At 57.6% G+C, this 25760-nt stretch carries 23 protein-coding genes; 8 read left to right on the forward strand and 15 right to left on the reverse strand.

Features of this window, described 5'->3' with window-relative positions:
* Positions 1 to 62 precede the first annotated feature (62 nt).
* The gene (locus MRY16398_RS21085) at positions 63 to 992 is read left to right on the forward strand and encodes a LysR family transcriptional regulator (protein ID WP_041852169.1); all 930 of its coding nucleotides are present in this window, start codon (positions 63 to 65) and stop codon (positions 990 to 992) included.
* Here MRY16398_RS21085 and MRY16398_RS21090 read toward each other — a convergent pair.
* Complete coding sequence (locus tag MRY16398_RS21090; RefSeq protein WP_125125113.1) at positions 989 to 1867, reverse strand: LysR family transcriptional regulator; 879 nt, start codon at positions 1865 to 1867, stop codon at positions 989 to 991. The two genes, MRY16398_RS21085 and MRY16398_RS21090, sit on opposite strands and share 4 nt — an antisense overlap.
* Before the next feature lie 107 nt (positions 1868 to 1974).
* Here MRY16398_RS21090 and MRY16398_RS21095 point away from each other — a divergent pair, with 107 nt between their 5' ends.
* Together MRY16398_RS21095 and MRY16398_RS21100 are read left to right on the forward strand one after the other, a co-directional pair.
* Entirely contained in the window at positions 1975 to 2628 is a 654-nt protein-coding gene (locus tag MRY16398_RS21095) for a DsbA family protein (RefSeq protein ID WP_232034353.1), read from the forward strand.
* Positions 2629 to 2636: 8 nt separating this feature from the next.
* Positions 2637 to 3488, forward strand: a complete 852-nt coding sequence (locus tag MRY16398_RS21100) for a Vmh family MBL fold metallo-hydrolase (protein ID WP_125125114.1) — start codon at positions 2637 to 2639, stop codon at positions 3486 to 3488.
* A 114-nt stretch (positions 3489 to 3602) separates the two neighbouring features.
* Here MRY16398_RS21100 and mtnA read toward each other — a convergent pair whose 3' ends face one another.
* A complete protein-coding gene (mtnA, locus tag MRY16398_RS21105) occupies positions 3603 to 4622 on the reverse strand; it encodes an S-methyl-5-thioribose-1-phosphate isomerase (protein ID WP_125125115.1) in 1020 nt (339 codons plus the stop codon).
* 106 nt (positions 4623 to 4728) lie between these two features.
* Between mtnA and mtnK the strand changes: the two genes are divergently transcribed.
* Entirely contained in the window at positions 4729 to 5928 is a 1200-nt protein-coding gene (gene mtnK / locus MRY16398_RS21110) for an S-methyl-5-thioribose kinase (protein WP_125125116.1), read from the forward strand.
* 341 nt (positions 5929 to 6269) lie between these two features.
* Entirely contained in the window at positions 6270 to 7445 is a 1176-nt protein-coding gene (locus MRY16398_RS21115; RefSeq protein WP_125125117.1) for an IS4 family transposase, read from the forward strand.
* Positions 7446 to 7500: 55 nt separating this feature from the next.
* Here MRY16398_RS21115 and MRY16398_RS21120 read toward each other — a convergent pair whose 3' ends face one another.
* From MRY16398_RS21120 to MRY16398_RS21135, 4 genes are all read right to left on the reverse strand, one after another.
* Positions 7501 to 8745 carry an LVIVD repeat-containing protein gene (locus MRY16398_RS21120; RefSeq protein ID WP_125125118.1) on the reverse strand — a complete coding sequence of 415 codons (1245 nt, stop codon included), beginning with the start codon at positions 8743 to 8745 and terminating at the stop codon, positions 7501 to 7503.
* 145 nt (positions 8746 to 8890) lie between these two features.
* Positions 8891 to 9955 carry a sugar ABC transporter substrate-binding protein gene (locus MRY16398_RS21125; protein WP_041852175.1) on the reverse strand — a complete coding sequence of 355 codons (1065 nt, stop codon included), beginning with the start codon at positions 9953 to 9955 and terminating at the stop codon, positions 8891 to 8893.
* A gap of 18 nt (positions 9956 to 9973) precedes the next feature.
* Positions 9974 to 10969, reverse strand: a complete 996-nt coding sequence (locus MRY16398_RS21130) for an ABC transporter permease (protein ID WP_041852176.1) — start codon at positions 10967 to 10969, stop codon at positions 9974 to 9976.
* Positions 10966 to 12468: a sugar ABC transporter ATP-binding protein gene (locus tag MRY16398_RS21135; RefSeq protein WP_125125119.1), complete on the reverse strand. Its 1503-nt coding sequence runs from the start codon at positions 12466 to 12468 to the stop codon at positions 10966 to 10968. The genes MRY16398_RS21130 and MRY16398_RS21135 overlap by 4 nt, the downstream gene beginning before the upstream one ends.
* A gap of 161 nt (positions 12469 to 12629) precedes the next feature.
* Here MRY16398_RS21135 and MRY16398_RS21140 point away from each other — a divergent pair, with 161 nt between their 5' ends.
* A complete protein-coding gene (locus MRY16398_RS21140; RefSeq protein WP_041852178.1) occupies positions 12630 to 13718 on the forward strand; it encodes an oxidoreductase in 1089 nt (362 codons plus the stop codon).
* A gap of 1 nt (position 13719) precedes the next feature.
* On the opposite strand, the gene MRY16398_RS21145 is transcribed toward MRY16398_RS21140, so the two are convergent.
* On the reverse strand, positions 13720 to 14307 hold the full coding sequence (locus MRY16398_RS21145) for a TetR/AcrR family transcriptional regulator (RefSeq protein ID WP_052249346.1): 588 nt from the start codon (positions 14305 to 14307) through the stop codon (positions 13720 to 13722).
* A gap of 113 nt (positions 14308 to 14420) precedes the next feature.
* On the opposite strand from MRY16398_RS21145, the gene MRY16398_RS21150 reads away from it, so the two are divergent.
* Complete coding sequence (locus MRY16398_RS21150) at positions 14421 to 15164, forward strand: SDR family NAD(P)-dependent oxidoreductase (protein ID WP_041852180.1); 744 nt, start codon at positions 14421 to 14423, stop codon at positions 15162 to 15164.
* Positions 15165 to 15268: 104 nt separating this feature from the next.
* Here the strand turns inward: MRY16398_RS21150 and MRY16398_RS21155 are convergent, their stop codons facing one another.
* The 7 genes from MRY16398_RS21155 to entC form a co-directional block, all read right to left on the reverse strand.
* Positions 15269 to 15466, reverse strand: a complete 198-nt coding sequence (locus MRY16398_RS21155; RefSeq protein ID WP_041852181.1) for a YbdD/YjiX family protein — start codon at positions 15464 to 15466, stop codon at positions 15269 to 15271.
* Positions 15467 to 15565: 99 nt separating this feature from the next.
* Entirely contained in the window at positions 15566 to 17671 is a 2106-nt protein-coding gene (gene cstA / locus MRY16398_RS21160) for a pyruvate/proton symporter CstA (protein WP_079498414.1), read from the reverse strand.
* A gap of 308 nt (positions 17672 to 17979) precedes the next feature.
* Positions 17980 to 18393 (reverse strand): proofreading thioesterase EntH, encoded by a 414-nt coding sequence (entH, locus tag MRY16398_RS21165; RefSeq protein WP_125125120.1) that lies wholly within the window; start codon positions 18391 to 18393, stop codon positions 17980 to 17982.
* Positions 18394 to 19140, reverse strand: coding sequence for a 2,3-dihydro-2,3-dihydroxybenzoate dehydrogenase EntA (gene entA / locus MRY16398_RS21170; protein ID WP_125125121.1), 747 nt, complete (start codon positions 19138 to 19140; stop codon positions 18394 to 18396).
* Entirely contained in the window at positions 19140 to 19991 is an 852-nt protein-coding gene (locus tag MRY16398_RS21175) for an isochorismatase (RefSeq protein WP_110295797.1), read from the reverse strand. The genes entA and MRY16398_RS21175 overlap by 1 nt, the downstream gene beginning before the upstream one ends.
* A 12-nt stretch (positions 19992 to 20003) precedes the next feature.
* Positions 20004 to 21614 (reverse strand): (2,3-dihydroxybenzoyl)adenylate synthase EntE, encoded by a 1611-nt coding sequence (entE, locus tag MRY16398_RS21180; RefSeq protein WP_108701827.1) that lies wholly within the window; start codon positions 21612 to 21614, stop codon positions 20004 to 20006.
* Between the two features lie 9 nt (positions 21615 to 21623).
* Positions 21624 to 22799 carry an isochorismate synthase EntC gene (gene entC, locus MRY16398_RS21185; protein ID WP_107224720.1) on the reverse strand — a complete coding sequence of 392 codons (1176 nt, stop codon included), beginning with the start codon at positions 22797 to 22799 and terminating at the stop codon, positions 21624 to 21626.
* Between the two features lie 187 nt (positions 22800 to 22986).
* Between entC and fepB the strand changes: the two genes are divergently transcribed.
* Complete coding sequence (gene fepB, locus MRY16398_RS21190; RefSeq protein ID WP_125125122.1) at positions 22987 to 23946, forward strand: Fe2+-enterobactin ABC transporter substrate-binding protein; 960 nt, start codon at positions 22987 to 22989, stop codon at positions 23944 to 23946.
* A gap of 508 nt (positions 23947 to 24454) precedes the next feature.
* On the opposite strand, the gene entS is transcribed toward fepB, so the two are convergent.
* Entirely contained in the window at positions 24455 to 25711 is a 1257-nt protein-coding gene (entS, locus tag MRY16398_RS21195) for an enterobactin transporter EntS (protein WP_125125123.1), read from the reverse strand.
* Between the last annotated feature and the right edge of the window lie 49 nt (positions 25712 to 25760).

Raw genomic sequence — 25760 nt, forward strand, 5'->3', positions numbered from 1 at the left:
TGGCGTTGCTTTTTTGATAAGGGTACACTGCACAATCTCAGGGCATCGCAGAGGATTCATCTATGTTGAGCAATGAACTACGCTACTTTTTTGCGGTGGCCACCACCGGCTCTCTCAGCACCGCCAGCGAGCAGCTTTACGTGGCGGGTTCCGCCATCAGCCGACAAATCCACAAGCTGGAGACCCGGCTGGGCGTCACGCTCTTTGAACGGCATTCGCGCGGTATGGTTTTAACCGATGCCGGGCAGATTCTGGCTAACCATGTGCGCAAAAACATGCGCGATATGGAATTTGCGATGGCCGAAATTCAGGGGCTGAAAGCGGTGCGCAAAGCCCTGGTACGTATTGCCTGTACCGAGGGCATGGCGTTTGACCTGTTGCCAGGGGTACTGGCGCGTTTTCGTCAGCAACACCCTGCGGTGAGTTTTGATTTGCAGGTCGGCACGGCGATGCAGGTGGCGGAGTGGATCCGGCGCAATGATTGTGATGTCGCGTTTCAGTTCAGCCTCGCGCCTGAACGGGACGTGGAAATTATTGCCGCCTGGCCCGCGCCGGTACTGTTGCTGTTGGCGGATGAGCATCCATTGGTGTCGCAGCCGGGTGTGGCGATGGAAGATTTGCACCACTATCCGCTGGTTCTCCCGGAGGCGGGCACCACGCTGCGCCAGCTTTTTGATCTCTCCTGTCGCATGGCGGGCACCTTTCTGGAACCGGCGTTCAGCAGCAATAATTTTGCCGCCCTGTACGGTTTTACCCGTCATACACCCGATGCCCTGACCGTGTGCAGCCATTTCAGCGTATTGTGGCGCGCAAAGCAGGATGGCATGACGCTTAAAACGATCAATAACTCATCGCTAAGCCAGCGCACTTTGCAGATTCAGGTGCCGGGAAGCAAACACCGACCGACTGCGGTCAATGCTTTCCTCGAACTTACCGCCCTGGAGCTGGACAGAGAACATAAGCAGTGGATGGCGGAACTGACCCAGGCTTAAGCGGCGAGATGCTGCTTAATCGCATCGAGAAACAGGCCGAGCGCCGCATGCTGATGATCGCGGGATTGATATAACCCATAAATGCCCAGCGGCTGCGGCTCCAGTTGCGGCAGTACGCTGACCAGTTGTCCGCTCTGAAGCCCCATGCGCGCCTCAATTTCCGGCACCAGCGCCAGCCCTACATCCGCCATCGCCATATCGCACAGCAAAGACGATATCCCGGCGCTGAAATTACCATTAACCGCAACGGCAACAGTGCCCTTTTCCGGATCGCGAAACGTCCATGATTGTCCTGAAAAGCGGCTGTAATGCAGACAATTGTGCTGAGCGAGATCGTCAAGGGTTTCAGGCTGCCCGGCTCTCGCAAGGTAGCCCGGTGAGGCACACAATACCGAACGGCATTCCCCCAGCGCGCGGGCAATCACCCCAGGTTCCGGGGAATTGGTTATCCGTATCGCAAGGTCGATGCGCTCACCCACCAGGCTGACCGGCTGATTATTAATATCCACTTCAATGCGCAGCGCCGGGTAGCGCGCCAGAAACGCCGGGATCACCGGCCCCAGCAGGTGGGTCGCCGTAAAGTGGGCGCAGGCAATACGCAGCGTGCCCGAAGGCGTCAGACGCGTGGCGTCACCTTCAATGTCTTGCGACAGAGAAGCCAGTTGCCGCGTTTTCTCAAGGATTTTCTCACCGGCGGGGGTTAACGTTAGCCGCCGCGTCGAGCGATGAATCAAGCGCGCCCCGGCCCATTTTTCCATTTCATCCAGATAGCGGCTGACCATCGGGCGTGAAATACCCAGCGAACGTGCCGCCGCGCTCAGGCTGCCCAGTTCGCAAATCCGGTTGTAGGTCATTGCCGCCATGATCCTGTCCATTGCCACTCCATTTGATCGTTTTACGAAACACAGCATGAATTGTTTCAGGAATAGTAGCAGAAGCTGCAATCCGTAGAATGGTGATCACTGACTCTCTGGAGAACTGCATGATGGGATTTCAACCCGGCCTTTACTGGATAATCGATCCGCTTTGCGGCTGGAGCTATGGCGCATTGCCCTTGCTCAACCGTGTGGCTCAGGATTTTACGCAACAGCATATTTTACCGGGGGGATTATTCATCGGCACCCGGCGCAGAAAGCTCGACGCCGGGTGGCTCTCGCATGTTCATGAACATGATGCGCGTATCGCTGCTTTAACCGGCATGACTTTCGGCAGCGATTACCGCACGCAGTTGCTGGCGAACAGCGAGATTGTGCTGGATTCCCTCCCCGCCAGCCGTGGGCTTCTGGCTGCACAACGCTTTGCGACTCCCGGTAGCGATATCCAGTTTCTGAATACTGTACAGCGCGCCTGGTACGAACAGGGGCAGGACATTACCCACGCCGATGTGGTCAATGAAGTACTGAGTCGATCCGTTGGGCCAGACATCATGCTGGGGCAAATTCCAGAAAATGAAGCGCTGGATGCCATTCAATATGGACGAATGCTGATGGCACAAACGGGAGGCCAGGGCTTCCCCACCGCAGTATTCATCAATAAAGACGGGCAGTACACGCTCTTACCTGTCTCGCGTTATTACGGGCAACCAGAGGCATTTTTCACACTGGTTAGTCCCCTTCTCTCTTCACTTAGCCATTAAGGAATGCCATGAACGCAAAATCCGCCACCCTGTTACTGTCGCTGGCCGCCGCACCGGTATTTGCCGCACCACTGCAACTGGATGTGTATAACCCGCAGGAAAAAGGCATTTTCCCGGTCTCTTCAACGCTGGTCTCCGGGCCGAAAGAAGCCGTGCTGTTTGATGCGCAGTTCAGCGTTAAAGATGGCGAGGAACTGGTGAAGCTCATCAAAGCGCGTGGCAAAACGCTAAAAGAGATTGTGATCACCTCTGGCGACCCGGATTTTTATTTTGGTCTCGAACCGCTGGTAAAAGCCTTCCCACAGGCAAAAGTGGTGGCGTCCAAAGCGGTGGTTAACCATATCAAGGCAACGAAAGAGGCCAAACTGGCCTTCTGGGGGCCGCAGATGAGAGATGGCGCGCCAACGACACTTATCGTTCCGCAGACAACCACCGCCACGCGTTTTACCGTCGACGGGGAAACGCTGGAGCTGAAACACGCAGGTGATTATGCCGCCTATGTCTGGATCCCGGCGAACAAGGCCATTTTAGGCGGCACCGGTATTGCGTCAGGAATTCATGTCTGGACGGCAGATACCCAGACCCCGACCATTCGCCAGGGATGGATGAACGTATTACGCGAAATGCAGGCACTGAAACCCCGACAGGTTATTCCGGGTCACTACCTGGGTGAACGCCCGGCAGGCGATGGGGCGATTACTTTCACCCATGATTATTTGAAAACATTCGAACAGACACTGAACCATCAGAAGGGCTCAGCGGCCGTGATCGAGGCAATGAAAGCCGCGTATCCTGGGCTTGCGGATGAGAGCTCGCTGGAGTTGAGCGCAAAGGTGAACACCGGCGAGATGAAGTGGTAACGGCAAACATCCCGGCTGGCGCTGCGCTTAGCCGGGCTACGTTTTCAGACGGTAGCCCGAATCACGCGTTTACGCCGCCATCCTGGAGAAAACGGATGAGGGCCAAAGACCGCCTCAGCGGGCAAAAAACCCGCCACTCACCTGCTCAGGTGTGACCACGCCGCTGTCGAGCACCCAGCCGCTGATAAGTGCGGCGGGCGTGACGTCAAAAGCCGGGTTATAGACCTGCGCATTTTCCGGCGCCCACTGCACGGCGCCAAAGCTCCCGGCAACACCCGTCACTTCACTCGCGGCGCGCTGCTCGATAGGAATCGCCTCGCCGTTCGGGCAGTTCGGATCCAGCGTGGTTTGCGGTGCGGCAACATAAAACGGAATGCCGTGGAATTTCGCTAATACCGCCAGGGAGTAGGTGCCGATTTTGTTGGCGACATCGCCGTTAGCGGCAATCCTGTCTGCCCCCACCCAAATCGCATCCACCTGCCCTTTGCCCATCAGGCTGGCGGCCATGGAGTCGGTAATTAACTGATAGGGCACTCCAAGTTCGCCTAACTCCCAGGCCGTTAAACGCCCGCCCTGCAACAACGGACGCGTCTCATCCACCCAGACATTCGCCACCTTGCCCTGCTGATGGGCCAGCGCAATAACACCCAGCGCCGTACCGACGCCAGCGGTCGCCAGCCCCCCGGTGTTGCAATGCGTTAACAAGCGGCTGCCCGGTTTCACAAGCTCGCTGCCCGCCTGCGCGATGCTGTCGCACAAGGCTTTATCTTCTGCAATCAAGCGCAGCGCCTCTGCCACCAGCGCCGGAACGAAATCTTCGTGTGCCAGCGCCTGTTTCATTCGGTCGAGATTGTTCATCAGGTTGACCGCCGTCGGGCGCGAAGCACGCAGGGTCTCCAGCGACTGGGCCAGCACCTCACGGTTCGCCCCGTTTTCCGCCAATAGCGCCAACAGCAGACTGGCGGAGAGGCCAATCAACGGCGCGCCGCGCACGCGTAACGCATGAATATGTTCCACCAGCAAAGCCACCGAATCCGCTGGCAGCCAGCGTTTTTCCTGCGGCAGCGCCTGCTGGTCAAGAATAAAGAGTTGGTTATCAACAACCCGCAGGCTGGTGGTCTGTAATGTCTGCATAGCGTTAAATCCCTGTTGCGTTGTTGTATCGTATTGTGTCAGGATGAAATCCAGATGTATAGACGTCTGAATGGCTTTATTAGCATAAGAACATGAGGAACTGGCAATGTCGCAATACCGTACCTTCAACGCCCAGGATGCTGTGGCGTATGCACAACAATTTGGTGGTCTGGACACGCCGTCCGAACTGGTTGAAGCGCAGGAGGTCGGCGACGGTAACCTGAACCTGGTATTTAAGATTTTTGATAGTCAGGGCGTAAGCCGCATTATCGTTAAACAGGCGCTGCCCTATGTGCGCTGCGTTGGGGAGTCCTGGCCGCTAACCCTTGATCGCGCACGCCTGGAAGCGCAAACGCTGGTCGAGCACTATAAACACGCCCCGCAGCACACGGTCAATATTCTGCATTACGACCCGGAGCTGGCGGTGATGGTTATGGAAGATCTCTCTGACCATCGCATCTGGCGCAGCGAGTTGATAAAAAACGTTTACTACCCGCAGGCCGCACGCCAGTTAGGTGAATATCTGGCGCAAACGCTGTTCCATACCAGCGATTTTTACCTGCATCCGCATGTGAAAAAAACCCAGGTCGCGCAGTTTATTAACCCGGAAATGTGCGAGATCACCGAAGACCTGTTCTTTAACGATCCCTATCAGGTCCATGAACGTAATAACTATCCGGCAGCCCTGGAGGCCGACGTTGACGCCCTGCGTCAGGATACGCAGCTCAAGCTGGCGGTCGCCTCCCTCAAGCACAGCTTCTTCTCGCATGCCGAAGCGCTGTTGCACGGCGATATTCACAGCGGCTCCATTTTCGTTGCCGAAGGCAGCCTGAAAGCCATTGACGCCGAGTTCGGCTATTTTGGTCCAATCGGCTTTGATATCGGTACGGCAATCGGGAATTTGCTGCTTAACTACTGCGGCCTGCCGGGCCACCTGGGCATTCGGGATGCGGCAGCGGCGCGTGAGCAGCGTCTGAAAGATATTCAGGAACTCTGGTCAACATTCGCCGAGCGTTTCCAGGCGCTGGCACGCGAGAAAACGCAAGATGCCGCCCTGAGCGTACCGGGCTATGCGTCTGAGTTTCTCAAAAAAGTGTGGACGGATGCGGTCGGCTTCTGCGGTACCGAGCTGATTCGCCGCAGCGTGGGCCTCTCGCATGTTGCGGATATCGACACCATCGCCGATGAAGAGATGCGCCACGAATGCCTGCGCCATGCTATTGCGCTCGGCAAGGTGCTGATTTTGATCGCCCCGCGCATTGACAGCGTGGATGAACTGATTGCCCGGGTGCGTCAGTATAGCTAAGTGCGCGCTGGTGCCCTCACCCCGGCCCTCTCCCACAGGGAGAGGGAGAAAAGCGGGTGCAGCTCGATCCCCTCTCCCACGGGGAGAGGGAGAAAAGCAGGTGCAGCTCGATCCCCTCTCCCACGGGGAGAGGGAGAAAAGCAGGTGCAGCTCGATCCCTTCTCCCACGGGGAGAGGGAGAAAAGTGGGTGCGGATCGATCCCCTCTCCCACAGGGAGAGGGAGAAAAGTGGGTGCAGATTGATCCCCTCTCCCTCAGGGCTGAGGAATCCCCAGAAAAAGTGAAAGGCACGATGAAGTGTGATCTACTGGTTGCGCTAACAAATCAGAAGAGACCTCATCGTGCCTTTAAAGACAGTGTGCCAGAAATTCTTTTCCTCGTCTTTACGCGGGATTCATTCTTTCCGCATTAATGTCCTCACTTCCATGGCTGTTGCGCTCTGCAACGGTGCTGAACTCACCCTGACCAGTCTCGGACGCTCCCTTCCCGGTTCCGCTCACGTCAAAAATAAAATCAAACGGGTCGACCGTGCCCTCGGTAACTCCGCCCTTCACCGCGACCTTCCCCGTATCCAGATGCAGCTCACCCGTGCCATTACCTCCCTCATGCCGTTCTGCGTTATTGCTGTCGACTGGACCGGATGGCCTGATAAAAACTGGCATCTGCTGCGCGCAAGTCTGGTCTGTAACGGCCGCTCACTTCCGCTGATGAGCGAAGTCGTTCCGGCTGAACTCGCCCAGAACAGCAGGATACAGTGCGCCTTCCTCGACCGCCTCCATGCGGCTGTTCCGCCGGAAAAAGCGGTCACGATTATTACCGATGCCGGCTTTCGCACCGACTGGTTCCGTCACATCAGTCTGCTGGGCTGGTCCTTCGTCGGTCGGGTCAGAGGGCTCGTGTGCTTCCGGATGGACGGCGATACACGCTGGATGAAAATCAGCGACCTTCATGCCGGCGAATACCCGGTAAGAGTGGGTTATGGCGTCCTGGCCCGGAAACCCCGCACGCCCTGTTACGGTCACTTTTATCTGCAGAAACGCCCGGGAGCAGGCCGTCACGGCAAAGGGGGAATGCCAAAAACGCAGAGAGAGCATCGTCGCAGCGCACAGGAGCCGTGGCTGCTGTTCAGCAATGTGGCAGGTATGGAGCCAGCACAGATAATGACGCTGTACAGTCGCCGGATGCAGATAGAGCAGAACTTCCGGGATGAAAAAATCCCGCGCTTCGGGTTCGGACTGAGGCTGAGCCGCAGCCAGGGCAATGGACGTCTGGCGGTACTGAGCGTCGTGGCGGCCATGGCGAGTCTGGTGATGTGGCTGGCAGGGTATCTGGCGGAGAAAAAGCAGCGCCACCTGCGCTATCAGGCAAACAGTATAAAAGACAAAAGGATCCTGTCTTATGTGAGGCTGGCGGTTGAGGTTCTGCGGCATGAGCCCGGAATACTAAGGCGGCTGAATATCGCTAATGCACTGAAAATGTTAGGTAAAGAGTACAGTAATATGGTCATGGTGAACTGACCATATTACTGGGGATCTCTCAGCCCTCAGGGAGAGGGTTAGGGTGAGGGTTGTGTCACCCCAAATACTCAATCACCGACAAACCGCCGTTGTAATCCGTGCTGTAAATCACCCCCTGCGCATCCACAAACACATCACAGGACTGAATCACCTGCGGGCGGCCTGGACGCGTATCCATCATTTTCGCCGGTGCGGCAGGCACCAGCGCCCCGGTTTCCACCGGACGATAGGGATTGGAAATATCATAGGCACGCACACCGGCGTTCTGATAAGTGGCAAAAATCAGCGTCGAACTGATAAAGCTCCCCGGACGGTTTTCGTGCAGGTTATGCGGTCCGAAGTGCGCCCCTTTCGCCACATAGTCAATCTCATCCGGCTGCGGGAAAATGGATATACTGACCGGGTTTGACGGTTCGCGAATATCAAACAGCCAAATCAGCTTCTCACCGTCTTCCTGGTTATCCAGCACCGCTTCATCAAGCACCACCAGCAGATCACGATTCGGCAACGGCAGCGCGGTATGGGTGCCACCGCCAAACGGCGGACTCCAGTTGCGGTGACTAATGAGCGTCGGTTGAGTGCGGTCTTTCACATCCAGCAGCGTCAACCCACCGTCGCGCCAGCTCCCGTAGGCGGTATCGCCCGCGATAATCGCATGGTGCAGCGCATAGCGTTTCCCCGCCTCCCAGTCCGGCGTTTCGCCAGCCGCCTGGTTCATCCCCGGCAGCCACCAGCGCCCCGCAACTTCCGGCTTACGCGGATCGGCCAGATCGATAGTCAGGAAAATATAATCGGTAAAGCCATCAATCAGCGCAGAGACATAGGCCCAGCGTCCGCCTACATACCAAATGCGGTGAATACCGATGCCGCTGAGTGACAGAAAGCTGATTTCACGCGGTTTGTCCGGCGTGGAGATATCAAAAATGCGCAGCCCGGCGCTCCAGCCTTTGTCCTGTACGTCACTGACCGTCTCACCCACCGAGCGGGTGTAATAGACTTTTTCATCGGCAAAGCGGGCGTCAGCAAAGAGGTCGCGGGCGTTGATCACCAGCAGAAGATCGTCATGCGCCTGTAAGTGCACGTTCCAGGTACCGGGAGGGGCCGGAACATAGCCTGCAGGTTTGGGATTTTTGGGGTCGCGCACGTCGACAATAGAAAAGCCCTGCGAAACCATGTGGCCGATGTAGGCATAGCCGCGATGCACCATCAGTTGTACGCCATCCGGGCGTCCACCCTGGTCGCTATGACCAATCAGCCGCATATTACGGCTGTATTCCGGGCGTGGGAGTTCAGTTGCCATTGTTGTTCCTTTTAAGCCGGGGCGCGGCCTGATGCCCTCACCCCAACCCTCTCCCACGGGAGAGGGAGAAAAGCAAACTGCCTTCCCCCTGAGGACAGGGAGAAGAGCAGGCCCCCCTCCCGGTGAGGGAGGGGGAAAGCATCCGTTACTTCGCTTTTGCTTCCAGGGTAGCGAACCACGGCGCGATAAAGTCTTCGGTCTGGCCCCAGCCTGGGATGATTTTCGCCAGTGATGCCACGTTCACCGCCCCCGGCTGCGCCGCCAGCAGCGCCTGTGGAATGGCGGCGGCTTTAAAGTCATAGGTCGCAGGGGTCTGTTCGCCGGCAATCTTGTTGGCAACCAGACGCACGTTGGTCGCGCCAATCAGCTTCGGATCCACCGCCACGCTCACTTTCCACGGGCTGTTGGACTCGCGCATCAGTTGCAGATCCTGGTTGGAGACGTCGATGCTGTAGAGTTTAATCTCGGTACGGCCGTTCTCTTTCAGCGCCTTGTAAGCCCCCTGGCTAAAGGCATCCCACGTACCCCAGATAGCATCAATCTGCCCTTTCGGGTATTTCGCCAGCACCGCGCCCACTTTGTTGGCGGTATCGCCCTGCACGTCGGAAGAGACCGCGCCAATAGATTCCAGCTCTTTAATGCCCGGATACTCTTTCAGCAATTCAGCATAGGCGGCCTGACGGCGCTCCATTGGCGGGAAACCGGCGACCCACAGCTTGATGATGTTGGCTTTGCCGTTGAAGTCTTTAGCCAGCGCGCCAAAGGAGAGTTTGGTCAGAGAGGCATCGTCCTGCTGGGTGACGGTCACGCCAGGGATTTCACCGTTCACAGCGGTATCGAACACCGAGACTTTGATCCCGGCATCGACCGCTTTTTTAATCAGCGCAGTGGAGTACGGATCACGGCCCTGCGAGAGGATGATGCCATCATATTTCTGGGTGATGGCCTGGTTCACGAAGTCCTGGAACTTAGCGTCATCGCCGTTGCTCAGGAAGGTGCTGATTTTAAACCCGAGTTTTTTGCCTTCCTGCAACGCGCCGGACACAAACTGGGTGGTGTTGTCATCGGAACCGAGGTTACGGATCAGCGCAATGCGAATCGGGCCGCTATGGTTAGCAATGGCGTCCGGAACCGGGGCAGGCGTCGCCGCATAACCCGGCAGCGCGCTCAGTAATCCCAGCGTCAGTAAAGAGAGTGCTATCTTTTTCATCTGTTATCCCCTGAATAATTAACGACGCTGGAAGTAAGTCAACGCAAGGGCACCGGCCAGCACCAGCCCCTTAATAATGTCCATGGCGTAATACGGAACGGAGAGCATCACCAGTCCGTTAGAGAGCACGCCGAGAATCACTGCCCCCACCAGCGTGCCGAGCGCATTCGGCTTGCCGGAACCGGCCAGCGAAAAGCCAATCCACGCCGCCGCAACCGCATCCATCAGGTAGCCGCCACCGGCGTTCACCTGCGAAGAACCAATGCGCGAAGCCAGCAGAATACCGCCTAAGCCCGCCAGCAGTGAGGCAATCACATAGGCCGCCACTTTGTAACGGGTGGTGCGAATACCGGATAAACGCGCCGCTTCCGGGTTGCCGCCAATGGCATACATACGGCGCCCGTGGGTGGTCAGCGACAGGCCAAGCTGCGCCACAATGGTCACCGCCAGCATGATGATGACAATGGTCGGCACCTGGCCGAGCAAACCAAACGCCGCCGGGATCGCCCCTTCTGCCATGTCGCCACTCGGTAGCACCATGTTTTCGGTGATCGAACCGCCATAGCTGTAGGTCATCGCCACGCCCTGAATCACAAACAGGCTGCCGAGCGTCGCCAGCATGTCGGGAATACGCAGCACCACAATTAAAAACGCGTTAAACAGCCCCACCAGCGTACAGAGCGCCAGCGTCACCAGAATGGCTTCGGTGGTACCAAAGCCATGCCAGACGAAGAGTGAAATCACCAGCGCGTTTGCCAGTGAAGCGGTTGAACCGACGGACAGATCGAAACCACCGATAGTCAGCGAAATGGAGACCCCCACCCCAATTACCGTGACGATGGCGATGGAGCGTAAGATGTTGATGATGTTGAACGGGTCGAGGAAGTTATCCGATGCCAGACCGAAGATGACGACCAGCGCGACCACCGTCAGCAGCATGCCCCATTTATAAAGAAAATCGAAAAACTGCTGACGGGATGACACCGCAGCCTTAACTGAAAGGGCTTTGCTCACGCTGCCGTTCCTCCGGTGGAAAAATAAAGTAAGGTCTCTTCGCGGGCCTCCTCGCCCTTCACTTCTGCGACAATGCGCCCATCCCAGAGCACACAAATGCGGTCGCACAGGCCCACCAGTTCGGAAAACTCCCCGGAGGCATAAATCACGCCTTTTCCTTCCCGCGCCAGCCCGTCAATCAACTGGAACAGGTCGGTTTTGGCTTTCACATCGACCCCTTTGGTCGGCTCGTCAAAAATCACCACGTTGGCGTTGCCGCGCAGCCATTTGCCAATCGCCACTTTTTGCTGGTTACCGCCGGACAGGCGACGCAAGGTCTGCCCCGGCCCGGTAGTGCGCACGCCGACGCGGGCTATCACTTCTTGCGCCCAACGCCAGGACTTACGATGGCCGAACAGGCTCCAGCGGGAAAAAGAGTTGTCCGCGCTCACCGAAAGGTTCATGGCAATAGGCTCTTCAATGAAGATGCCCTCTTTGCGCCGCTCTTCCGGCACCAGCGCCAGACCGCGTAATACGGAATCCGCCGGGTCGCGTGGTCGCCACGGCTGACTATTAAGCTCGCCACGCGTGACTTTACTTTTGCTCGCACCAAACAGCGCCTTGCACAGCTCGGTTTTACCCGCGCCAGCCAGCCCGGCAATGCCCAGAATCTCCCCTTTACGCAGGCGCAAAGAGATGTCTTTCAGCAGTTTCTCGTCATGCAGGCCGTCAATACTCAAGAGCACTTCATCGCTGTGCGGCGGGCGCTTAGGCGGGTAGATATCACTCAGTTCATGGCCGAGCATCTTCTCAACGATTTGCTCGCCGCTCAGTTCCGCCATCGGGCCAGACTCAATCAGCTTGCCATCACGCAGCACGGTCAGGGTGTCGCAAATCGCTTTCAGTTCATGGATGCGGTGGGAGATAAACACCACGCCGATGCCCTGCTGTTGCAGACGTCGCACCACGGTGAACAGGCGCTCGCTCTCGTGTTGATCGAGAGGCGCGGTAGGTTCATCCAGAATCAAAAAGCGGCAATGATGAGACAACGCGCGCGCCAGCAGGATTTGCTGCTTCTCCGCCAGGGTGCAGGTATCGATAGAGCGACGCACATCCAGCGACACATCCAGTTGTGCCAGGGCATCCTGTGCGAGTTTACGCACTTCGCCCCAGTGCCAGGCGTGCCCCGGTTCCGCCAGTCTGTCGAGCATGATGTTTTCAGCAATCGACAGGCCGGGGATGAGCGCCACGTCCACTTCCTGCTGCACCAGATGAATACCAAGCTGTTTCGCGTCACGCGGGGTGCGAATGGAGACCGGCTGGTTATTAATGGCGATCTCGCCCTCGTAGTGGTCATGCGTGCCACACAGCACCGCCATCAGGGTCGATTTTCCTGCACCGTTCGCGCCCGTGAGTGCATGAACGGAACCGCCGCGCAGGGTGAAATCAACATGCGACAATGCGCTGAACCCGCCAAACGCGAGGCTGATAGTGCGCATTTCGAGGTGGTTAGTGCTCATCCGACGCGAGTTCCTGATAAATAAGTTTATTTGACGAATTTTTCATAGGCCGCCTTGACTGGCAACGACAGAAAAGGCATAAGATAAAGCAAAATTAATATTAGCCATCCGGATGTCCAGACATAACATCAGGTTAGCGATAGTACACAAGGACACAACAAATGAGCAACACCAATATTCGCGTCGTCACCGGCCCGGCTAACTATTTCTCACACGCGGGAAGTCTCGCGCATCTCCATGATTTTTATACGGCTGAGCAACTTTCCCGTGCGGTGTGGATTTACGGCGAGCGCGCCATTGAAGGGGCGCGTCCGTTCCTGCCGGAGGGCTTTAACGCACCGGGCGCGAAGCATCTGTTGTTCAAAGGCCATTGCAGCGAGCATGACGTGGCGGAGCTGGCGCAGTTGTCCGGTGATGATCGCGCGGTCGTGATAGGCGTAGGCGGCGGCGCCCTGCTGGATACAGCCAAAGCGGTGGCGCGTCGTTTAGGTTTGCCCGTGGTGGCAATTCCGACCATTGCGGCAACCTGTGCTGCCTGGACGCCGCTCTCCGTCTGGTACAACGACGCCGGTCAGGCGCTACAGTTCGAGATTTTCGATGACGCCAATTTCCTGGTGCTGGTCGAACCGCAGATCATCCTTAATGCCCCTGCGGAATATCTGCTGGCGGGGATCGGCGATACGCTCGCGAAATGGTATGAAGCGGTGGTGCTGGCGCCTGCGCCGGAAAAGTTGCCGCTGACGGTACGTCTGGGGATTAATAACGCGCTGGCGATTCGCGATGTGCTACTCGCCAGTAGCGAAGAAGCGCTGGCAGATCAGGCGCGTGGCGACGTGACGCAGGCGTTTCGTGACGTGGTGGATGCGATTATCGCCGGTGGCGGTATGGTGGGCGGGCTCGGCGAGCGCTATACCCGTGTTGCCGCGGCGCACGCCGTTCACAACGGTCTGACAGTATTGCCACAAACAGAGAAATTCCTGCACGGCACCAAAGTAGCCTACGGTATTCTGGTGCAAAGCGCCCTACTCGGTCAGGATGATGTGCTGGCGCAGCTCGTGAACGCCTATAAGCGTTTTAACCTGCCCACTACGCTGGCGGCCCTGGAGGTGGACATCAACAATCATGACGAGCTGGAGCGAGTGATTGCCCATACCCTGCGCCCGGTCGAATCCATTCACTATCTGCCGGGCGAGCTCACTCCCGCCACGCTGCGCGCAGCGTTTGAAAAAGTCGAACATTTTACCCGCTGATTCAGGCGGGCCATAAGGCCATGGCGGAGCGGGCAATGCTCAGCAAGATTTCACGGCTCGCGCCATCGCGGGCCTGAATCGACATCCCCTGCTGAATACTGACATAGAGGCGCGTCAGTGCCTCGACATCCACCGAACCGGGCAAATCACCCTGTTTTTGCGCCTGCTCCAGCCGCGTTTTTAACAGGGAAAAACCCGCAGCACGCATGCGACGCACCAGGTCGCCCAGCCTGTCATTACCTTCGCTGCCTACCGCCGAGAGTGTGACCATACAACCGTGCGGCATATCGGTCTGCGTCAGCATATCGGCAGAACGCTCCAGCCACAGCCACACCGCCTGACGCGGCGACGGTTCGCTGGTCATATGCCCCCAGATAACCGGCGCAACGGACTGCTCGTAGTGCAGCAATACCTCTTCGTATAAATCCTCTTTACTGCCAAACGCCGCATACAGACTGGGAGATTTAATACCCATCGCCTCATATAAATCGTTCATGGACGTGGCGGTATAGCCCTTCTGCCAGAAGATTTTCATCGCCTGGTTCAGTGCTTCTGTACGGTCAAACTCGCGTGGTCTTCCACGGCTCATGGTGGCCTCCAACATTTTGTGCTGATCGATATATTAATACCATTGACGGCCACAGGGAAGTGCGTTTACTGTAATTATGTATCGATCAACACATAATTAATTCAGGAGTCACCATGTCATCTTCACTTTCCGGTAAACGCGCGCTGGTTACAGGCGCAAGTCGTGGTTTAGGTAAAGCCATCGCCCTGTCATTAGCCCGCGCAGGGGCAGATGTGGCGATAACGTTTGAAAAGTCAGTCGAAAAAGCACAGGCGGTGGCCGATGACATTCGCGCGCTCGGGCGCAATGGGGTCGCCATTCAGGCCGACAGCGCAAGTCCGCAGGCCATTCGTGCAGCGGTCGCTCAGTCGGTTGAGAAACTGGGCGGGCTGGATATTCTGGTGAATAACGCGGGGATAGCGCGCGGCGGGCCGCTGGAAGCGATGTCCGATGAAGATATCGATGCGTTAATCAATGTGAATATTCGCGGCGTGGTCATTGCTACCCAGGCGGCGATTGCTCATCTGCCGGACGGCGGGCGCATTATCAACATCGGCAGTTGTCTCGCCAACCATGTCCCGCTGCAAGGAATTGCCGTTTACTCGATGACCAAATCCGCTCTCAACTCGTTAACCCGTGGGCTGGCGCGCGATCTTGGCCCGCGTGGCATTACCGTCAATCTGGTGCACCCTGGCCCCACTGACAGCGACATGAACCCGGCGGATGGCGAAGGCGCTGAAACCCAGCGTCAGTTGATTGCGCTTGGACATTACGGTAAAGCAGAAGATATCGCCGATGCGGTAACTTTCCTGGCAAGCCCGGCGGCAAAACACATCACCGGAACCGGGATTGATGTGGATGGCGGCCTCAACGCCTGAGGATCAGGCCGACCTCTGCCATCCGGCAGAGGTAACGCAGTATCAAAAGCGGCCCGTGAAGAACGGGCCGACGTTTATGACAGTAAACAGGAACAGGGGGAGGGTTAACAGCACTTCGCCCCGCCTTTGCCGCCGTAACGAGCCTCTTGCCGCTCGCGGAAGAACTCTTCATAGGTCATCGGCGTCTGATCAGGATGGGTGATACGCATATGCTCAACGTAGTTGTCATAGTCCGGCACGCCGATCATCATTTTGGCGGCCTGGCCTAAGTATTTGCCTGCTTTAGAAAGGGTGTCGAACATATTTCATCTCTCGTTACCCCTCACCCTAACCCTCTCCCACAGGGAGAGGAAACGTTGACACCCTCTCCCTGTGGGAGAGGGCCGGGGTGAGGGCAAAGGTTAATGTGCGCTTTTTGCCTGAGTCACAATCTCATCAAGATTTTCCGGCATGGGCTCATACGGACGCTCTTGTGACGTCGGCTTGTCGATTTTCAGCGACGCCAGCGCCGTTTTCACCGAGTAGAACGCCAGCACCACAACCACCACCATAAAGAAAATGGTCAGCCCGGCATCCAGACGGTTGTTAAACACCAACTGGGAAAGCTGTGACTGGGTGTACTGTGCCGGAATAGTACCACTGTCGATCATCGCCTGGAACTTATTAGCAATCGCCAGGAAGCCGACTTTATTGTCCGGGCTGAACGCTTTCTGCCAGCCGGCGGTGAGGGTACAAATCAGCAGCCAGGCCGTGGGCAACAGGGCCACCCATGCGTAACGCTGACGTTTCATCTTGAACAGTACAACCGCGCAGAGCATCAACGCCATGCCCGCCAGCATCTGGTTAGCAATACCGAACAGCGGCCAAAGTGTGTTGATGCCGCCCAACGGATCGACCACCCCCTGATGGAGGAAGTAACCCCAGGCCAGTACGCAGAGCGCGGTTGCAATCAGGTTTGCCGGTAACGAGTCGGTGCGTTTCAGGTTCGGTGAAATCACCCCCAGCAGGTCCTGTAGCATAAAGCGTGCGGCACGGGTACCGGCATCCACCGCCGTCAGAATAAACAGCGCTTCAAACAGAATCGCGAAGTGATACCAGAACGACACATCCATCATGCCGCCCAGCGCGCCGTGCAGGATATAGGCCATCCCCACCGCCAGCGTTGGCGCACCGCCCGCACGGGAGATAATCGACTGCTCGCCCACCTCCGTGGCAATCTGTTTCAGCGTGTCCGGGGTAATGCTAAAGCCCCAGCCGCTGACCACCTGCGCGGCAGAGGCCACCACATCGGTCGTCCCGGCAGGTGCCAGTACCGCCATGGGGCTGTTCATCGCAAAGTAGACGCCCGGGTCGATGATACAGGCCGACACCAGCGCCATAATGGCCACGAACGACTCCATCAGCATGCCGCCGTAACCGATAAAGCAAGCCTGCCCTTCGTTCGCCAACATTTTCGGCGTGGTGCCAGAGGAGATCAGCGCATGGAAGCCCGACACCGCGCCGCACGCGATGGTGATAAACAGGAACGGGAACAGGTTGCCGGTCCAGACCGGGCCGGTGCCATCAACGAACTTCGTCAGTGCAGGCATGGTCAGGGTCGGGCGCATGATCAGAATGCCGATCGCCAGGCCGATGATGGTGCCAATTTTCAGGAAGGTGGAGAGGTAGTCACGCGGTGCCAGCAGCAGCCAGACCGGCAGTACGGCGGCCACAAAGCCGTAGCCCACCAGCATCCAGGTCAACTGTACCCCGGTGAAATCAAAGAACGGGGCCCAGGTCGGGCTTTCCGCCACCCATCCGCCGGAGATAATCGCGAAAATCAGGAAAAACAGGCCAATGACAGAGACTTCACCAATGCGCCCAGGGCGCAGGTAGCGGATGTAGATCCCCATGAAAATCGCCAGTGGAATGGTAAAGGCAACGGTGTAGGTCCCCCACGGACTGTGGGTCAGTGCTTTCACCACGATCATCGCCAGCACCGCCAGGATGATCACCATGATCATAAAGGTCGCCACCAGTGCGATAACCCCAGCCGTTGGCCCCATCTCCTCTTTGACCAACTCACCCAATGAACGTCCATCACGGCGAGTCGAGACGAACAGCACCATAAAATCCTGTACCGCCCCGGCAAGCACCACCCCGGCGAGGATCCAGATCATCCCCGGCAGATAGCCCATCTGGGCTGCCAGCACCGGACCCACCAGCGGCCCTGCCCCGGCGATTGCCGCAAAGTGGTGACCAAACAACACTTTTTTATCCGTCGGGACGTAATCGAGCCCGTCGTTGTATTTCACGGCGGGCGTTATGCGACCCGGATCGACGGCCAGCACGTTTTTGGCGATATATAAACCATAAAAACGGTAGGCAATCAGATAGATACAAACTGCGGCAACGACTATCCACAAGGCGTTGATCTGCTCACCGCGATTAAGCGCGATGTAGCCAAGAGCGAACGCCCCGACAACGGAGAGCAATGCCCAAATAAGGTATTTCCCTGAGTTATTCATAGCGATTATCCGTTTGCGAAAGAGGAGAATGTTACATTTTGTTTCTAGAACACTTTGCGTGTTTTAACAACATTGAAACATTGGAATTTCGCTATCAATCCGGGCATTTATTTCAGTGTGCTACGGGGATCACTTATAGGACGTATTTGAATGAGTATGGGGGGAGAAGAATGAGAGGAGGAAGCGGGTTTGGATTTGGGAGAAGGGTGCGGCCTGTTCCCCTCACCCCGGCCCTCTCCCCAAAGGGGCGAGGGAGAAAACCTGCTCCAGTCCACTTCAGGCCATGATTAGGACAAGGGGCAATCTCGCTACCCGATCACCGCGGTGCTTAAACGGCAGGTGCAGCAGCGCCGTCCCTGCTCATCAAACACCACAATCTCCCAGCTTTGATTTTGACGGCCCAGATGCAGCGGCTGGCAGACGGCACGTACTTTACCCTGCGACACCGCACGGTGATGGGTGGCATTAAGCTCCGTCCCCACCACACACTGACCATCGACAGTCATCATATAGCTGGCCATCGACCCCAGCGTTTCTGCCAGCGCGGCGGAAGCCCCACCGTGCAGCAAACCAAAAGGTTGATATGTGCGGGCATCCACCGGCATTTCGGCTTCCAGCACATCATCACCCAGGCGGGTATAGACAATCCCTAAATGGCCGACCAGCGTGCGGACACTTGTGGCATTGAGTTCATCAAGCGTTAAACGGCGCTTCCAGATCATTTATGCCCCCAGCGTCGAGCCGCCATCCACCACGATATCCTGTAGCGTGATGTGGCTGGCATAGTCAGACGCCAGAAACAGAATGGTACTGGCGACTTCTTCCGGGCGGGCAATCTTCCCCAGCGGGATACCCAGCTTGAACTGTTCGCTAAAGCCGGCGATACGCTTTTGTTCCGCATCGCTGCTGGTCCACAAAGTGCGCTGCATATCGGTATCGGTAGAGCCAGGTGAGACCAGATTCGCCCGCACGCCGCTGGCGGCCAGCTCCAGCCCCACCGTCAATGCCAGACTTTTCAGCGCCGCTTTCGACGCGCCGTAAGCGCTCATGCCAATGCGCGGTGTGTGCGCGGCATCGGAGGCCACGGTGACAATCGCACCGCCCCGCTGCTGGCGAAACTGCGCCATGGTCGCCTGAAACAGGTTAAACGCCCCGCCAACGTTGACGGCAAAAGTCTGCTGCCACGCCTCCTGCGAAAGCGCATCCGTTGCCCCCATACGCAAAATGCCCGCCGCGTTGACCAGCACATCCAGCCGCGCATTCCGCGTCAACACACGAGAGCAGACCCGCGAGACCTGCTCTGCATCGGCAATGTCCAGTATCTCGGTGGTAAAAGGGTAGTGTTCACCGTCAAAAGCCTGGTCAAACCCCGTTACCTGCGCGCCCGCGTCAGTAAACGCCAGCGCCGTGGCATAACCGATACCTTTTCCGGCTCCGGTCACCCAGACGGTCTTCCCTGAAAAGTCCATCAGTTGACCTCGCGAGAGAGCAGCGCCCACCAGGCATCGATGGTCGGGTTTTTCGCCAGCATCACAAAATCGATATCGCCATGCACTTTGCGCCAGCGCGCCGCCAGCGCCATCATGCGTACGGAATCCAGCCCGTAATCAATCAGATTTTCATCATCGTAAGGCTCGTCAGATTCATCCAGCAGCGGCAGGATCAATGCGCGCAGCGCCGCTTTGCTGGTGGGCACCGGAAGTAACGCCTCGGTCATCACCACACGCCCGGAGCGGCCCGCCACGTATTTCAGCGACATCATATGCTCTTCGCGGCTGAAATCCGCCAGCGCATCGGCCACCATAAAGGGCTTGATATCGCGCATAAAGGCATCAGTGGCAGTCGTCATACAACCGATATGGGCGTATACGCCCGTTATGATGAGCTGATTACGCCCGGTCTCTTTCAGCATCTGCTCCAGCGGCGAACGGTGAAAGGCGCTGTAACGCCACTTCACCAGCACCGTATCGGCTTCGTCCGGGGCAAGCGCCGCCACAATCCGTTGCTGCTCTGGCGAGCGGGTCAACCCCGGCCCCCACATATCGTTGAGCAGCGCGCGATCGTCATCACTCTGCTCTTTTGGCTGAGCGGTGTAATAAACCGGGATATTGTGCTGCTTACAGAACTGGCGCAGCGCGGCGATATTAGCAACCACCTTTTCCATCATCGGGCAATTATCGCCCCAGAAATTGAGGAAATACTCCTGCATATCATGAATCAGCAAGGCGGCGCGGTCAGGTTCAAAGGCCCACTGCACTTTGTTATCCGGGATATCATTCGCGGTTGGCAGTGCGTAGCCGGTCAGTTTGGGAATAGCCATCTTTTCTCCTCGTTACGCCTGGGCGCGTTCTGCCAGCGTCTGTCGTAATTGTTTCTTATCCACTTTGCCTACCGGGGTCAGCGGCAGTGCCGCCAGGCATTCAACGCGGTCCGGTAGTTTGAAATCCGCCACACCTTGTTCACGCAGGAAACGACGGATCTCCACCGCCCGTACCGGATGTTTGACCACCAGATACGCGCAGCTTTTTTCCCCCAGCAGGCTGTCTTCCATGCTGACCAGCGCGGCGTGGATCACCGCCTCGTGGCGCAGCAGTAAATTCTCAATCTCTTCGGCGGCAATCTTCTCGCCACCCCGGTTGATCTGATCTTTCTCGCGCCCCTGCACGGTGATGTAACCCGCGTCATCAATTGAAATCAGGTCGCCGGAGCAGTAGAAGCCATTGGCATCAAAGGCGCTGGCATTATGTTCCGGGCTATTGAAGTAGCCCCGAAAGGTATACGGCCCGCGCGTCATCAGGCGCCCCACTTCACCACGCGGCAGAGGATGACCGTTTTCATCGGCCACCCAGACTTCATCGTCCGGGCACATCGGGCGGCCCTGGGTGTTGAAAATGCGCTCCGGGGTGTCGTCCAGCGCGGTGTAATTCACCAACCCTTCCGCCATGCCGAAGACCTGCTGTAACTGGCAGCCCATCTCCTCGGGAATGCGTGCCGCCAGCGTGGCAGACAGACGCGCGCCCCCCACCTGTAGCAGCCTGAGCGAAGCCAGTTGCCCCTTGTCGGCCCCTTCGGCAATCGCCTGTAACCACAGGCTGACCGCAGGCGGTACCAGCGACGTAACGTTGACGCGGTGCTTTTCGATGAGCGGGAAGCAGAGCGTGGCGCTGGGATCATTCGCCAGCACTACGCAGCCGCCCGCCAACAGCACCCCCAGCGAGCCTGGGGAGCTCAGCGCATAGTTGTGGGCGGCGGGCAGTGCGTTGAGGTAACGGGTATCTGCCGTAATCCCGCAGATTTCGTTGCTACGGCGGATGCTGTAGTAATAGTCATTATGGGTACGAGGGATCAGCTTCGGCGTGCCGGTACTGCCGCCAGAAAGCTGGAAGAAGGCCACTTCATCGGCCGGCGTCGGCGTGGCGATAAAGGTATCTGCCGGGCACTCAATCGCCGCCGTCAGCGACTTCTCACCGCTGTCATTAAGAAATAGCGACACGCGCACCGATGCATGTTCGGCGGTGAAATCCTGCCAGAACTGATCGGTCGCAAAGAGCGCATGCGCACGGTCGGCAATCAGCAATGCTGGTTTGATCTGCACGGCATAGGCGTTAAGCTCCGTGCGTTGGTGGCTGAACAGCGCATTCACCGGGGCAACGCCGATTTTGAGCAGCGCAAAGAAGGTGATGTAAAACTCAGCCACATTGCCAAGCTGTACCAGCGCCGTTTCGCCGCGCTGAATACCCTGCGCCTGTAACGCGCTTGCCAGATTGTCAGAAGCCTGATGAAGCTGCCGGTAGCTAAAACTGCGCTCACCCTCAATTACGGCCACCGCGTCACTTTGCGCATGGCGGGTCAGTATGTCGGTCATCGGCACATCCAGCCAGTAACCTTTTTCACGGTAGCGCGTGGCGAATTCATCCGGCCAGGGGGTAAAGGGAATGGTCATCATCGCTCCTTAATGCAGGCCAAAAACGTTCAGCATGGTGGACAACTTGACGCCGGTTTCGCGCCACTCCGCCGCCGGTGACGACGCGGGGACAATGCCCGCACCGGCAAATAACCGAACGCGGTTTTCGTGAATGCGCGCGCAGCGGATAGTCACGACCCACTCGCCGTTACCTTCGGCGTCGCACCAGCCGACAATGCCGCCAAACAGTTCACGCTCAAAGGGTTCTAACCCGGCAATCAGCGTTTTCGCCACCTGATGCGGAAAACCGCTCAGTGCAGGCGTGGGATGTAACAAACAGGCGAGCGTCAGGGCGTTTTCACCCGGTAGCGCGGTTCCCTCAATCGGCGTCGCCAGATGCCATAGCGTCGGGGTGGTAACCAGTTGCGGGGAATCCGGCAGACTCAAGGCGCGGCTGCGCGGTGCCAGTAAGGCTTTCATCGCCTGAGTGACCAGTTCATGTTCATGACGGTCTTTTTCCGAGGCCAGTAGTCTGTTGCCCGCTTCGCGATCCAGCATGTCATCCGGCTGACGTCGCGCCGACCCGGCCAGCGGCAGAGAGCTAAATTGATCACCCTCTTTACGCAGCAACAGTTCCGGGCTTGCGCCCAGTAACACATCTCCTTGCGCCAGCGGAACATGAAAGTTAAAGCTCGCCGGGTTTTGGGCTATCAGGCGCTCCAGCAGGATGCCGCTGTCGAGGTGCGCATCGGTGGCAATATCAATCAGCCGCGAGAGGACTATTTTGTCCACCTCCGGTGTGGCGGTCAGCGCGGCCCCACGAGCAACCATATCCATAAAGACATCCTGCGGCGGAATTTCCGTACGTCTGGTGACGTCAGGCATGTCGTGCCCGGAGAAATAGCGGGAGGAGCGCTGCTTAGACGGGCGCGAAAAGGTCTGCCAGGAAGCGGGAATAAACAGTTCAGACGGCTGGGTAGTATCAAAAGGGATGGCCCCCACAACCACCGGATTGGCAATGCCCCGCGTTTTAGCATCGGCAAAAGCCTGCGCCAGTTTCCGTTGAAACGCGCTGTCCGGGCTATCCCCTTCCACCGCCGGTTCACTGATACGGGCAAAACAACCCGATGTCATAAAACTGCGAAACGGCGACATAAAGAAGAATTGGTCCGACGCCAGGGTTTTCGCAGCCTGTTGTACATCCTCAGCCAATGACGTATCCATATCATCCTCCAAAAATGATAAATATATTACGAATGATTATCATTTGAATTTTGATTCGGTAAGCTAAAGGTAATGACCCGACATGTCAACTGGTGCGCCCAACTCCCTTGCGACTAACGCTTGCATCCATCACGCGCAATGATGAAAATGAGAAGCATTAACTTCAACAAAAACAGGATGTGACTCCGTGAGACTCCCTTTCTTTTGCCGCAAGGCCCTTATCATGTTGGGTATTTTTGTTTTCGGACTTTCCGCAGCGACCGCCGCCGACTGGCCACGTCAGGTGACGGATAGCAAAGGCAGCCATACACTCGACCACAAACCTCTGCGTATTGTCTCCACCAGCGTGACGCTAACGGGTTCTCTGCTGGCTATCGATGCCCCGGTTGTCGCCAGCGGCGCTACAACACCGAATAACCGATTCGCCGACGATCAGGGCTTTTTACGCCAGTGGGGCGAAGTGGCGAAATCGCGTAACGTCGCGCGTATTTATATTGGCGAGCCGAATGCCGAAGCCGTTGCCGCCCAGATGCCGGATCTGATTCTGATCAGCGCCACCGGCGGTGACTCTGCGTTATCGCTTTACGATCAGCTCTCGACCATTGCGCCGACCCTGGTCATCAATTACGACGATAAAAGCTGGCAGGCCCTGCTTAGCCAACTGGGTGAAATCACCGGCCAGGAAAAACAGGCCGCTGCCCGTATTGCTGAGTTCGATAAGCAAATGGCCGATGTTAAAGCGCGCATAAAATTGCCGCCGCAGCCGGTTAATGCGCTGGTTTATACGCCGGCGGCGCACAGTGCGAATCTGTGGACCACGGAGTCCGCCCAGGGCAAGCTTCTGCAACAACTGGGTTTTGCGCTCGCACCGCTGCCGGAAGGATTGCAGACGCTGCAAAGCCAGGGTAAACGCCATGACATCGTGCAACTGGGCGGTGAAAATCTGGCGGCCGGTCTGAACGGCGAAGCGCTGTTCCTGTTCGCCAGCGATCAAAAAGATGCTGACGCGCTGAATGCCAACCCGCTGCTTGCCCATCTGAACGCGGTTCAGAATAAGCGTGTTTATGCGCTGGGGGCCGAAACGTTCCGTCTCGATTACTACAGTGCAACGCGGGTATTAGCGCGGCTGTCCGCGCTGTTTGGCTAAGACACCCTCCCGGCTGACGCTTCGCTTAGCCGGGCTACGTTCACGGCAGAATCGCTTTCCAGGCGCGCAGATACTGTGAACGTCTTCAACCTTGTTAACCATGGCTGACTCGTTTTCCCGCATGACAACCACAGCGACATCTTTGTGCCCCCCTGGCGCAGAGCGTGCAGCGAGGGGGTTGAGTCCCCGCTGAAATCGGTGAGACGAAGACCCGATGGCAAGGTCAGGCCGCCAGGGATGGCGGACTGAGGTTTGTCGAGACAGGACGTCGAGTCAAACCGACCGCAGGCAGCGGGGCGGGAGGCGAACGCAGTGCGAAGCACCGATTTTTTGCGGGGCCGCGGGGATTGTAAAGGGGAACGCGGTGTTCCCCTTTACCCGTTCACGTGTCCGGAGGTGACATTTCGCCATGAACATAAGGTGAACGGAACCCACCTTCCGAGCCGCATATTCCCCTCACCCCAACCCTCTCCCAGGGGGAGAGGGAGAAAACCGGTCGTAGCCCGGATCAGGCGCCTGCGCCGCCATCCGGGGAAGCCAGCGGAATCTGGCGAAACCGACGCAATTCGCGCAACGTCAGCACCAGCATCACACCCACCATCGCCAGCACAAAACCACTGCTACTCGCCGAGGCCGCTGGCGTCATCACAACCCCAAGCCCGCCCAGGACTGCCGCGCCAATCGCATCGCCCGTGACGTTTTGCGCCGTCCACAGACCGTTGATACGCCCCAGCATCGCTTCCGGCGTTTGCGTTTGAATCAACGTGTACTGCAACAGTGAACTGATCGCACTCAGCCAGCCAAACAGGGCCAGAAACGCCGCGCCCAGCACCCAGTAAGGCATCAGGCTGAATAACCCAATAGCAACAAACGCCCCCACGCTACTGCCCAACATCAACAGGCCCGGACGCGGATGTTGCGCCAGCCGCCCACTGGTTAACGCGCCTGTCGCCGCGCCAAGCGGGATTGCCGCATACAGTACGCCAATTTGCGCCGCCGGGATGCGCCACTCAACGGCCAGTGCGGGATACAGCACGCGCACGGCGCTGGCCATGGTCAACAAGCCCCCCAGCAGCGCAATACCGCCAATCAGCGGGCTGTTGATCAAAAAACGCATACCCGCCACCAGCGAAGACAGCGGGTGTTCACGCGGCTGTGGCGGAGGCGGCAACACAGGCAAACTCACTAATGGCAACAGGGTGATAAAGGTCCCTGCCGCCGCCAGCCCGTAATTCCAGGCCACCCCGCCCGTTGCCAGCAACAGGCCGCCGCACATCGGGGAAATCACCGAGCCCAGGCGCACCGTCAGCATGGTGATCGCCCCGGCCTGCATTAAATTCTCACGCCCGACCAGCGCCGGGGTTGCCGCCAGCAGCGCGGTCACGCCGAGGGATGCGAAAAAACCGTCCCATAAACCGAGCAAATAAATCGCCAGCAGGGACGGTTCCGGCAACTGCGTGTTAAGCCACAGGCCGATAAAACCCATGCCGCAGGTGCCTCGCGCCAGCAGAATCAATCTTTTGCGTTCATAACGGTCGGCCAGAACGCCGCCCGTCATCAATCCAACGAACATCGCGCCGCCGGTCAGGGTAACGGACAGGCCCACCTGCCAGCTTGAACCGGTCATCGCCTGAATCTGTACCGGGACGGCAACGCCCAGCAAACCCAGCGATAAGATTGAGATGAAACGGGCAAGAAACACGGCACGAAAGGCCGGATGCGTCTTCAGAAGGCTTACATTCAGCAGCCGGGATTGTTGGTTCATTACAACGCCTTAAGGCAATCTTTTTTTATCCATTCCAGGGCGTGCATGG

This window comes from Phytobacter sp. MRY16-398 (assembly GCF_003925915.1).
Lineage (GTDB): Bacteria > Pseudomonadota > Gammaproteobacteria > Enterobacterales > Enterobacteriaceae > Phytobacter > Phytobacter diazotrophicus.

Bases quoted from the DNA above. Each gene is read 5' to 3' on its own strand.
- mtnK (WP_125125116.1), top strand. From the start codon at position 4,729: ATGTCGCAATACCGTACCTTCAACGCCCAGGATGCTGTGGCGTATGCA.
- mtnA (WP_125125115.1), bottom strand. From the start codon at position 4,622: ATGCAGACATTACAGACCACCAGCCTGCGGGTTGTTGATAACCAACTC.
- MRY16398_RS21125 (WP_041852175.1), bottom strand. From the start codon at position 9,955: ATGAAAAAGATAGCACTCTCTTTACTGACGCTGGGATTACTGAGCGCG.
- MRY16398_RS21100 (WP_125125114.1), top strand. From the start codon at position 2,637: ATGAACGCAAAATCCGCCACCCTGTTACTGTCGCTGGCCGCCGCACCG.
- MRY16398_RS21175 (WP_110295797.1), bottom strand. From the start codon at position 19,991: ATGGCTATTCCCAAACTGACCGGCTACGCACTGCCAACCGCGAATGAT.
- entS (WP_125125123.1), bottom strand. From the start codon at position 25,711: ATGAACCAACAATCCCGGCTGCTGAATGTAAGCCTTCTGAAGACGCAT.
- MRY16398_RS21140 (WP_041852178.1), top strand. From the start codon at position 12,630: ATGAGCAACACCAATATTCGCGTCGTCACCGGCCCGGCTAACTATTTC.
- MRY16398_RS21150 (WP_041852180.1), top strand. From the start codon at position 14,421: ATGTCATCTTCACTTTCCGGTAAACGCGCGCTGGTTACAGGCGCAAGT.
- MRY16398_RS21095 (WP_232034353.1), top strand. From the start codon at position 1,975: ATGATGGGATTTCAACCCGGCCTTTACTGGATAATCGATCCGCTTTGC.
- MRY16398_RS21085 (WP_041852169.1), top strand. From the start codon at position 63: ATGTTGAGCAATGAACTACGCTACTTTTTTGCGGTGGCCACCACCGGC.
- entE (WP_108701827.1), bottom strand. From the start codon at position 21,614: ATGACCATTCCCTTTACCCCCTGGCCGGATGAATTCGCCACGCGCTAC.
- MRY16398_RS21155 (WP_041852181.1), bottom strand. From the start codon at position 15,466: ATGTTCGACACCCTTTCTAAAGCAGGCAAATACTTAGGCCAGGCCGCC.
- entH (WP_125125120.1), bottom strand. From the start codon at position 18,393: ATGATCTGGAAGCGCCGTTTAACGCTTGATGAACTCAATGCCACAAGT.
- MRY16398_RS21090 (WP_125125113.1), bottom strand. From the start codon at position 1,867: ATGGACAGGATCATGGCGGCAATGACCTACAACCGGATTTGCGAACTG.
- cstA (WP_079498414.1), bottom strand. From the start codon at position 17,671: ATGAATAACTCAGGGAAATACCTTATTTGGGCATTGCTCTCCGTTGTC.
- MRY16398_RS21145 (WP_052249346.1), bottom strand. From the start codon at position 14,307: ATGAGCCGTGGAAGACCACGCGAGTTTGACCGTACAGAAGCACTGAAC.
- entA (WP_125125121.1), bottom strand. From the start codon at position 19,140: ATGGACTTTTCAGGGAAGACCGTCTGGGTGACCGGAGCCGGAAAAGGT.
- MRY16398_RS21120 (WP_125125118.1), bottom strand. From the start codon at position 8,745: ATGGCAACTGAACTCCCACGCCCGGAATACAGCCGTAATATGCGGCTG.
- entC (WP_107224720.1), bottom strand. From the start codon at position 22,799: ATGGATACGTCATTGGCTGAGGATGTACAACAGGCTGCGAAAACCCTG.
- MRY16398_RS21135 (WP_125125119.1), bottom strand. From the start codon at position 12,468: ATGAGCACTAACCACCTCGAAATGCGCACTATCAGCCTCGCGTTTGGC.